This is a genomic window from Pseudomonas sp. NPDC087804 (genome assembly GCF_044742965.1).
GTDB classification, from domain to species: domain Bacteria; phylum Pseudomonadota; class Gammaproteobacteria; order Pseudomonadales; family Pseudomonadaceae; genus Aquipseudomonas; species Aquipseudomonas rustica.
Genome location: NZ_JBIUVN010000027.1, coordinates 1 through 9,869, shown reverse-complemented (window position 1 = coordinate 9,869; position 9,869 = coordinate 1). Strand labels below are relative to the sequence as shown.

Annotated in this window: 9 protein-coding genes; 1 reads left to right on the top strand and 8 read right to left on the bottom strand. The window is 60.8% G+C overall.

The window, feature by feature from the left end; all coding sequences use genetic code 11:
• Positions 1–2: 2 nt before the first annotated feature.
• The 6 genes from gspF to gbpA form a co-directional block, all read right to left on the bottom strand.
• Positions 3–1,202: a type II secretion system inner membrane protein GspF gene (gene gspF / locus ACIOMO_RS23220; RefSeq protein ID WP_401243787.1), complete on the bottom strand. Its 1,200-nt coding sequence runs from the start codon at positions 1,200–1,202 to the stop codon at positions 3–5.
• Positions 1,203–1,205: 3 nt separating this feature from the next.
• Complete coding sequence (gene gspE / locus ACIOMO_RS23215; protein WP_401243785.1) at positions 1,206–2,672, bottom strand: type II secretion system ATPase GspE; 1,467 nt, start codon at positions 2,670–2,672, stop codon at positions 1,206–1,208.
• Positions 2,669–4,558: a type II secretion system secretin GspD gene (gspD, locus tag ACIOMO_RS23210; RefSeq protein ID WP_401243783.1), complete on the bottom strand. Its 1,890-nt coding sequence runs from the start codon at positions 4,556–4,558 to the stop codon at positions 2,669–2,671. The genes gspE and gspD overlap by 4 nt, the downstream gene beginning before the upstream one ends.
• An 8-nt stretch (positions 4,559–4,566) precedes the next feature.
• Positions 4,567–5,067: a type II secretion system protein N gene (locus tag ACIOMO_RS23205; RefSeq protein ID WP_401243781.1), complete on the bottom strand. Its 501-nt coding sequence runs from the start codon at positions 5,065–5,067 to the stop codon at positions 4,567–4,569.
• A gap of 7 nt (positions 5,068–5,074) precedes the next feature.
• Positions 5,075–5,623, bottom strand: coding sequence for a cytochrome b/b6 domain-containing protein (locus ACIOMO_RS23200; protein WP_401243779.1), 549 nt, complete (start codon positions 5,621–5,623; stop codon positions 5,075–5,077).
• A 74-nt stretch (positions 5,624–5,697) separates the two neighbouring features.
• A complete protein-coding gene (gene gbpA, locus ACIOMO_RS23195) occupies positions 5,698–7,164 on the bottom strand; it encodes an N-acetylglucosamine-binding protein GbpA (protein WP_401243777.1) in 1,467 nt (488 codons plus the stop codon).
• On the opposite strand from gbpA, the gene ACIOMO_RS23190 reads away from it, so the two are divergent.
• Positions 7,094–7,330, top strand: a complete 237-nt coding sequence (locus ACIOMO_RS23190) for a hypothetical protein (protein ID WP_172680061.1) — start codon at positions 7,094–7,096, stop codon at positions 7,328–7,330. The two genes, gbpA and ACIOMO_RS23190, sit on opposite strands and share 71 nt — an antisense overlap.
• A 121-nt stretch (positions 7,331–7,451) precedes the next feature.
• On the opposite strand, the gene hemE is transcribed toward ACIOMO_RS23190, so the two are convergent.
• Together hemE and ACIOMO_RS23180 are read right to left on the bottom strand one after the other, a co-directional pair.
• On the bottom strand, positions 7,452–8,519 hold the full coding sequence (gene hemE / locus ACIOMO_RS23185; protein WP_053116656.1) for a uroporphyrinogen decarboxylase: 1,068 nt from the start codon (positions 8,517–8,519) through the stop codon (positions 7,452–7,454).
• Positions 8,520–8,861: 342 nt separating this feature from the next.
• Positions 8,862–9,869, bottom strand: a 1,008-nt coding sequence (locus tag ACIOMO_RS23180; RefSeq protein WP_401243775.1) for an FAD-dependent oxidoreductase, incomplete at its 5' end; no start/stop codon positions are given.

The window sequence follows — 9,869 nt, the reverse complement described above, 5'->3', positions numbered from 1 at the left end:
GATCAATTCACCAATTGGTTGAGACTGAGGATCGGAAGGAGGATGGCGAGGACAATCAGCAACACCACCGCGCCCATCACCAGCAGCATCGCCGGCTCGAACAAACTCACCATCAACGCGATGCGCGCAGCGAGGCTGGCTTCCTGTTGTTCGGCGGCGCGGGCGAGCATGGCGTCGAGCTCGCCGGCGCGTTCACCGCTGGCGATCATGTGCAGCATCATCGGCGGGATATCGCCACTGCGTTCCAGGCTGCGGGTCAGCGTCGAGCCTTCGCGCACCGAGCGGGCGACCTCGCTCATGCGTGCGCGGATGGTTTGGTTGCCGATGACGGCGGCGGCGATTTCCAGTGCATCGACCAAGGGCACGGCGCTCTTGCCGAGGATCGCCAGAGTGCTGGCGAATCGCGCCGCTTCCATGGCGCGTAGAAGCGTGCCGATCAGCGGAATATTCAACGCCAGCGCATGCCAGCGCAGTCGCCAGAGCGGTTGACGCAAACTCCAGCGCCAGCCACTAAACAGCGCCAGCGCGCCACCAAAAAACACCAGACCGAACTGACGTACACCGTCGCTGAGGCTGATCAATGCGCGGGTCAGCCAAGGCAACGGCTGGCCGCTGTCGACGAAAATGTTCACCACGTCCGGCACCACGTAGCCGAGTAGAAAACCAACGATGGCTACGCTGGCGAACATCAGAATCGACGGATAGATCAGCGCCATCTGAATCTTTTGTCGCGACGCCTGCCGCGCCTGGGTGTAAGCGGCCAGTTGCTCCAGCACATGACCGAGATGGCCCGAACGCTCACTCGCCGCTACCGTGGCGCGGAACAATTCGGGAAATGCCGCAGGAAACTGGCTTAACGCGACGGCCAGCGCATGGCCTTCCATGACTCGACCACGCACCGCCCACAACAATCCGGCAACGCGTCGTTTGCCGGTTTGTCGGGCGACCACTTCCAGCGCTTCTTCCAGCGGCAAACTGGCCTGCACCAGCGTCGACAGCTGCAACGTCAGCAGCGCCAGATCACTAGCGCTCAAACGGCCGGCACGCCTTGCACCCTGTTCACCGCGCAGTTCTTTGAGTTGAAACGGCCACAGTCCCCGCTCCCGCAACAGCTGTCGCGCATGCCGAGGGTTTTCGGCTTCGAGCCGGCCTCGGCAGCGATGGCCCTGAGCGTTTTCGGCGCGGTAATCGAAGGTCGGCATCGCTTAGTCCTCCTGCGTCACGCGCAGCCACTCATCGACGCTGGTGACGCCATCGAGCACACGTTGCCGACCGGCCTCAAACAGACTGCGCGAATCCTTGCGCGTGGCGTCGATCAGTTCGCGCTCGCTGGCGCCTCGATGAATCAACGCTGCCACCGGTTCGGTGATGCTGATCAATTCGTAGATGCCGATGCGTCCGCGATAACCGTGCTGGCAATGCTCACAGCCCTGCGGCCGAAACAGCGCCACGGTCTGCGTGGGTTGCAAATCCAGACGCAGGCGAGTCTCGGCGTCAGCGAAGTACGGCGCCTTGCAATGCACACACAACGTGCGCAACAAGCGTTGCGCAAGCACGCCGACCAGCGACGAGGCCAGCAAGTACGCATCCACGCCCATGTCGACCAGCCGCGTCACCGCACCGACCGCGCTGTTGGTGTGCAACGTCGACAGCACCAGATGCCCGGTCAACGAAGCCTGCACGGCGATTTGCGCGGTCTCGCGATCACGGATTTCACCGACCATCACCACGTCCGGATCCTGCCGCAGAATGGCGCGCAAGCCCCGCGCGAAAGTCATCTCGACTTTCGCATTGACCGGCATCTGGCCGATCCCCGGCAGGTGATATTCGATCGGATCCTCGACCGTAAGAATGTTGCGCGACGGATCGTTCAGGCTGCTCAACGCCGCATACAGACTGGTGGTTTTGCCGGAACCGGTCGGCCCGGTCACCAGCAAAATCCCGTGAGGTCTGGCGAGCAGGTTTTGCAGGCTGGCGAGGGTGTCGTCCGGCATGCCCAGACGTTGCAGTTCGAGGCGTCCGGCCTGCTTGTCGAGCAAGCGCAGCACCACCCGCTCGCCGTGCGCCGACGGCAGTGTCGAGACGCGCACATCGACTTCGTGCCCGGCCAGACGCAGGGCAATCCGGCCGTCCTGCGGCACACGTTTTTCGGCGATGTCGAGCCGCGCCATGACTTTGATCCGCGACACCAGCAACGTCGCCAGTTCGCGTTTGGGCCTGAGCATCTCGCGCAACTGACCGTCGACGCGCATGCGCACCGACAGGTAGTGCTCGAAGGTTTCCAGATGAACATCCGAAGCCTGCGCACGCACCGCTTCGCTGAGCAGCGCGTTGATCAGGCGGATCACCGGCGCGTCACCTTGTTGTTCGAGCAGGTCGGCGGTTTGCGGCACCTGCTCGGCGAGGCTGAGCAGATCCAGCTCATCGTCCAGCCCTTGCGCGACCTGTTGCGCAGCACTCTGACCTTCGCGATAGGTGGCCGCCAGACGCGCGGCAAAAGGCTCTGGCTCAAGCACCTCGATTGACAGTTCGCGAGCACATAAGCGACGCACTTCGGCCAATGCGGTCAGCGACGTGTCGGCGCGGATGAGCAGGCGGGAGCCCGCAGCGTCCAGCAGCACGCCAAACCGCCGGGCGAAACCGAACGGCAGGATTTCCAGTGGAGCACTCATGGCGCCACCGTCGCGGGCTCAAACAAATGCCGCGCCTCGGCCGGCAGCAACAGCGAGTTGCTCTCCCCGGCCTTGGGCTGACTGAGGTCACGCAAGGTGTCGTAACGCTGCTGACTGATCCCCGAGAGATCTTCGCGGCTGCGCACGATGGTCGGGCGCAGAAACACCATCAGATTGCTTTTGGTCTGGGTGTCGCGACTCCAGCGAAACAGCGCGCCGAGATAGGGAATGTCGCGCAGCAGCGGCACACCGCTTTTCTGCGTGCGCACGCTGTCGCGGATCAGCCCGCCGATCACAATGATTTCACCATCGTCGGCGAGAATCGTGCTTTTCAGCGCGCGCTTGTTGGTGATCAGATCCGAGGAATCAATGCCCGACACCGAAGGCGCGATGTCCGAGACTTCCTGCTCGACTTCCAGACGCAGGGTCGAGCCTTCGTTGATGTAGGGTTTGATCTTCAGGCTGATGCCGACGTCTTTGCGCTCGACCGTGGTGAACGGGTTATCCGCGCCGCTGCTGTTGGTCGAGTAGGAGCCGGTCTTGAACGGCACGTTCTGCCCGACGATGATTTCCGCTTGCTGATTGTCGAGGGTCAGCAGGCTCGGCGTGGACAGCAGATTGCTCCGCGTATTGCTCGCCAGCGCCGAAATCAACGCGCCGAAACGGTCGCCGCCCAACTGCAGAATCGCGCCGTCGGGTGCCGATTTTTTCTCGTCGAACTTCAAGCCGCCGACGATGGGAATGTCGGTGCCGGGAAAGTTGATAAAGCCCTTCGCGTCGCCCGTACTCAAGCCCCACTGCACGCCCACGGCATCAGCGATGTCGCCGGAGATTTCGACGATGGCGGCGTGGATCAGCACTTGCGCGCGGGGCTGATCGAGCTCACGGACGATGTTCTCGATGGTTCTGACCTGAGCCGGATCGGCGATCAGCACCAGCGCATTCTGACTTTCGTCGGCCTTGAGCATGAACGGCGTCGCGGCGGACGCTTCTTTGCCGCTGCCAGCTGTGGGTTGTTTGCGATTCTGGCCCATGCTTTCCAGCACCTGCGCGAGTTGCTTGGCATCGCTGTGGCGCAAACGGATGACCCGCGCGGTGTCGAGGCTGGCGGTGGCCGGCACGTCGAGTTGGCGAATCAGCTCGGTCAAACGCTGGCGCACGGCGAGCGGGCCGATGACGATCAAGCGATTGGTTCTGACGTCGGCCAGCACTTGAATCAGCGAGTCGACATTGCGCTTGCCCAGCGAGGATTCGATCACCGTGGCGACGTCGCTGGCCTGGGCAAAACGCAGCGCTACCACAGCGTGCTGATCTTGCTGACCGCCGTCGAGTTGGCGCACCACCTGGGCGATGCGTTTGACGTTGGCGCCGGTATCGGTGATCACCAAGGCATTGGCCGAAACGGACGGGCCGAGGTAGCCGTTGGCCGACACCAACGGGCGAATCAGCGCAGACAGATCGGCGGCGCTGCTGGTGTTCAGTTCGATGACTTGGGTGATGAATTGCGCGGGGGTGGCGCGCTCGCTGGCCAATTGACCGGCGCGGGTTTTCACGTCTGCCACGGGAGTGATGAGGATGCGGTCGCCCTCATCGATCACCGTGAAGTTGTGCGCGTCCAGCACCGAGTAGAACAAGCGCCGCACGCCCTCACGATCCAGCGCCTGACGGGACATGACGGTGACGCGTCCCGACACACGCGGGTCGAGCACCACGGTGGTGCCGAGGATCGCCGAGATCTCTTCGACGATGTCGCGCAGTTCGGCCTGATTCATCGCCAACTGCCAGCGCTGTTCTTCGGCGTGCACCGGGCGATTGAGGAGCGGCGTCGCCAGCACGGCGCAAACCAACAAGGTGCGCAGGGCCTGCGCGCCAATCAAGCTGTTCATCGATGAGATCACTCTGACTGCCCGTTCAGCGGGCGAAGAAAACGTGCGGAAATGTCTGCGGCGGGTGCATCGACGGACGCAGGCGAGCGCTTGAGGAATGCGCTGGCAGAGGGCGCGAGAGGCAATGCTTCCTCCCGCCCCTTGTTCCACAGCACAACGTGTTGTGCCTCGACTCGACGCAATACGCTGCCGCCCGGCAAGTCGTCGCCAACCCGATATAACCGCGCACCCTGGGCAGCGCTTATCAGGGCTTTCGACAGGCCACTGTCGACGGCGAACGTTGCTTGCAGAGTCAGCGATTCGGCGCTTGGTCGAAGTGCGCTGGGCGCGGCGAGCCCGAACACCGTTGCCACTGCGGCGGTGTTCAAAGGTGCAGGTGCCGTGGGCATCGGCACAGCGACCGGCGCTGGAAGATGTTGCGAGTTGCGAAATGCCCACTCCTGCCAAGCGAGAAACGCTGCACAGGCGAACGGCAGCGCCCACTGTCCCAACAGCAAAAAAAATCTCACCGGCGGTTCATCCGATACGCCCACAGGCCTGGCGAACGCGCGAGCGCCACGACATGCGTCGCAGCACGCGGTAACCGCGCAGCTCGTGCAGAATCACGGCGCTAATGTGCATTGCCACCAGCACTGCCAGCGCGGTGCAGGCCCAGATGTGCAGCACGAAAAAGCCGTCCGTCAGCGCTACATCGTTCAGCGGGTGCGGGAATTCGAACAGGCCGAACACAGGGATCGGTCGATCCATCATCAGCACCCCGCTCACCAGCACCACTGCCACCAGCAAATAGATCAGCCGATGGACAAACATCGCGAGCATTTTTGCCGAGGAAAACTGCGCCATGCGCTCGTGTCGCAGGTGGCTGACAAACACCACCAGCCGCCAGCAGAACACCGGGATGAACAGCGTGGTCAGCGACACGTTGACCCCGGCCACCCACTGTTTGGTGTCATTGCTCACATTGACGTTGGCCACATAAAACCCGGTGACCAACGTCCACAGAATCACCGCCGCCGATACCCAGTGCAGCAGCATTTGTTGCTTGGAATAAATTGAAAGCGTCATTCGAATCGCCCCTGAAAATCATCAGCGGTCAGACGACCTCGGTGGTCGTCTGACGCAATTACACGGGACGAGCCTTAGAGCTTGTTCCACGCCGCATGCGAGTGCTCGCCGACGCCCGGTTCGAAACCGTTCGCCTCAGGCTTGTACTGCTTGCAATAGCCGGACGCCGGGAACGGCTTGCACTCGAAGACCTCGTTGGTTTTCGGCTGCAGCACCTTGGTGCCGGCGGTGTAGTCGCTGAGACCTTCCGGGAACAGGAAGTCGTAATCGGCGCCGGCGCCTTCACCGGTGACGTTGACAGGCTGGGTGTCTTGACGGGTGGTGCGGCCATCCAGCGTGGTGCCAACCAGGGTCAGCGTGTGCGGGCCGGGGTTGCTGCGGATGTCCATGGCCAGCCAGGTTGCACCGCTGTCCGCTTGCGCGGTGGTGGTGCCGACCAGCTTGTTCTGCTCGTTGAACAGGTTGGCTTCGACGTTCATTTTGCGGTTGGACATCAGGCTGAAGTCGACTTTGGTTTTGCCTTTGTCGAGCACGTATTCGGCTTGTTGCGAGGCCACCGACAAACGCGCGCCGGCGTCTTCTTTCATCAGCAGTTGCACTTCGTAGCGGACAACGCCGCTGTCTTTTTGTGCGTACAGCGTGTTGCTGCCGCGAATTGCTTCGATGTTGCCGTTTTCATCACGAACGCCGGCGCGGATCAGGGTCTGCGACTGGTTGATCTGCTCGGCGAGTTTGAACGACCAGTTTTGCGGCTCGGCGTCTTCAGCGTTGTCGATCGAGATTTCGACGCTGTAGGAAGCACTTTCGCCCGTCGCGGTGAAGGCGCGTGCCTTGACCTTGTCGCCGGTCAGCAGTGGAGTCGATGGTGCGATGGCGCCGACCGACGACCAGCCACCGGGCAGGGACGGCTCGGCAATGATGTTTACGTCGAGGACATTGTGGAAGGCCATTTTGGTATCACTGACGCCCCAGATCGCGAGGATCACGTGCTGACCGTTTTTGTCTTCCGGGATACTGCAGCGATGCTTGGTGCCTGGCACAGGCATCTGAAAATCACCCGCGACCTCGCAAAAAGGCATGCTCTCGAACGAAGTGCGTTTCAACGCTTCATTCGGGTTCCAGCCGTTACGGGTAATGAAATATTGATGGTATTCCACCGGGTGTGGCGCTTTGTAATGCCACTGGAAATCCAGCGTGCGCTCTTTGATGTCGGTTAGCTGCCAGCGTGTGGCGGACTGCACGTCCAGAGCAGTGAACAGTTCATTGCCACCGCTAGCGATCCTGCCATCAACCGGCCCTTGGCCCGTGCCACCACCCACACCGGCCGGAAAACCCTGAAAGGTTTCGCCAACACTTTGTGGCTCGTATTGCGCACCACCACAACCGGTGTTTACACCCTTCTGGCACAGCAACGCGCGCGATGGCGGCACCTCTACATAACCATGGGCTACTGCGCCCGAAGAACCCAGCATGGCCGACAGTAAAATCAACGAAGAAGTGCACGTTGCCAACGCACTCCTTTTAAAAATTGGTGTTTTCATTGTTATTCCAGGCTCATATCAAATAAGCGAGCCTGGCATCGCGCCAGGCTCTAATACGGTGCTCGACGCCATGCCGAACACACGCCTGAAACCTTACGTGGATAGGGAAAACTTCTATGTAGGAGTAATCACCGGGTGTAGCAGGAATAGTCGCCACGGAAACTAATCCGACAACTAAGGAAAGAATTCTTACAACAAGAAACTATTCATCTAAACGTTTTTAAACGGCATAAAAAAACCTGCCCCGCATGACACGGGACAGGTTTTTTTGTACAGACGTTGCAGCGTTATTCGTGGTACTGCGCCGACAACTCATGCACCGCACGCAGGAAAGCGCCGGCGTGCTCCGGATCGACTTCCGGGGTGATGCCATGGCCAAGGTTGAACACGTGACCGCTGCCCTTGCCGTAGCTGGCCAGAATACGTCCGACTTCGGTGCGGATCGCTTCCGGTTTTGCGTAAAGCACGGTCGGATCCATGTTGCCTTGCAGCGCAACCTTGTCGCCAACGCGCGCGCGGGCGTTGCCGATGTCGCACGTCCAGTCCAGGCCCAGTGCATCGGCGCCAGCGTCAGCAATGCTTTCCAGCCACAGGCCGCCGTTTTTGGTGAAGAGGATCACCGGCACTTTGCGACCGTCGTTTTCGCGGATCAGACCGCTGACGATTTTCTTCATGTAGGCCAGCGAGAATTCCTGATACGCCGCCGCCGACAGGTTGCCGCCCCAGGTATCGAAGATCTGCACCGCTTGTGCGCCGGCCATGATCTGGCCGTTGAGGTACGAGGTCACCGACTGCGCCAGTTTATCCAGCAGCAGGTGCATGGCTTGCGGGTTGTCGTAGAGCATCGCTTTGGTCTTGCGGAAGTCTTTCGACGAGCCGCCTTCAACCATGTAGGTCGCCAAAGTCCACGGACTGCCGGAGAAGCCGATCAGCGGCACACGGCCGTTCAATTCGCGACGGATGGTGCTGACAGCGTCCATGACGTAGCCGAGGTCTTTGTGCGGATCAGGGATCGGCAGGGCTTCGATATCGGCGAGGGTGCTGACGACTTTTTTGAAGCGCGGACCTTCACCGGTCTCGAAGTACAGGCCTTGGCCCATGGCATCGGGGATGGTGAGGATGTCGGAAAACAGGATCGCCGCGTCCAGTTGTGGATAGCGGTCGAGCGGTTGCATGGTGACTTCGCAGGCGAATTCCGGATTCATGCACAGGCTCATGAAATCACCGGCCTGGGCGCGGCTGGCGCGGTATTCCGGCAAGTAGCGACCGGCCTGACGCATCATCCACACAGGGGTGACGTCTACGGGTTGCTTGAGCAGGGCGCGGAGGAAACGGTCGTTCTTCAGGGCAGTCATGTCGGCATCCGGAAAAAAAGTGCGGGCATTTTCTCAGAGCGCGACGCAAAAGGCACGGATGCAGGTCAGCCTTTTGTCTATCGGGTCAATTTATTGCGCAATGATCGTTCCCACGCTCTGCGTGGTAATGCCTCCTGTGACGCTCTGCGCCACGCTTTTGGGGACGCAGAGCGCCCCCGGCTGCATTCCCACGCAGAGCGTGGGAACGATCAAATTTGCAGCACCCAAAAACAACTGTAGGAGTGAGCCTGCTCGCGATGGCGGAGTATCAGCCAATGCATCAGGTGACTGATCTACCGCCATCGCGAGCAGGCTCACTCCTACAAGAGATTGCGTTGTTTTTTAGACGCCCAGGTAATCAAGGATCCCTTCGGCGGCGTTGCGGCCTTCGAAGATCGCCGTTACCACCAGGTCGGAACCGCGCACCATGTCGCCACCGGCAAAGATTTTCGGGTTGCTGGTCTGGTGCTTGTACTGACCTTGCTCAGGCGCAACGACGCGGCCCTGGCTGTCGGTCTGGATCTCGAACTGTTCGAACCACGGCGCCGGGCTCGGGCGGAAGCCGAACGCGATGACCACAGCATCAGCCGGGATGATCTCTTCGGAACCCGGGATCGGCTCTGGGCTGCGACGGCCACGGGCGTCCGGTTCGCCGAGACGGGTCTCGACCACTTTAACGCCTTCGACCTTGTCTTCACCGACGATAGCGATCGGCTGGCGGTTGTAGAGGAATTTCACGCCTTCTTCCTTGGCGTTTTTCACCTCTTTGCGCGAGCCGGGCATGTTCGCTTCGTCACGACGATAAGCACAGGTCACCGATTTGGCGCCCTGACGGATCGACGTGCGGTTGCAGTCCATCGCCGTGTCGCCGCCGCCGAGTACCACGACCTTTTTGCCTTTCATGTCGACGAAATCTTCCGGCGACTTTTCAAAGCCCAGGTTGCGGTTGACGTTGGCGATCAGGAAGTCCAGTGCGTCATAAACGCCCGGCAGATCCTCACCGGCAAAGCCGCCCTTCATGTAGGTGTAAGTGCCCATGCCCATGAACACCGCATCGTATTCGGCGAGCAGTTGTTCCATGGTCACGTCTTTGCCGACTTCGGTATTGAGACGGAACTCGATGCCCATGCCGGTGAAGACTTCGCGACGATTGCTCAGCACGGTCTTTTCCAGCTTGAACTCGGGGATGCCGAAGGTCAGCAAACCACCGATTTCCGGGTTCTTGTCGAACACCACCGGGGTCACGCCACCGCGTACCAGCACGTCGGCACAACCCAGGCAGCGGTGGGCCTGATCGGCCGACTGCTGGGGTTTGAACGGTTCGTAGATTTCGACGAACTCTTTCTGGCG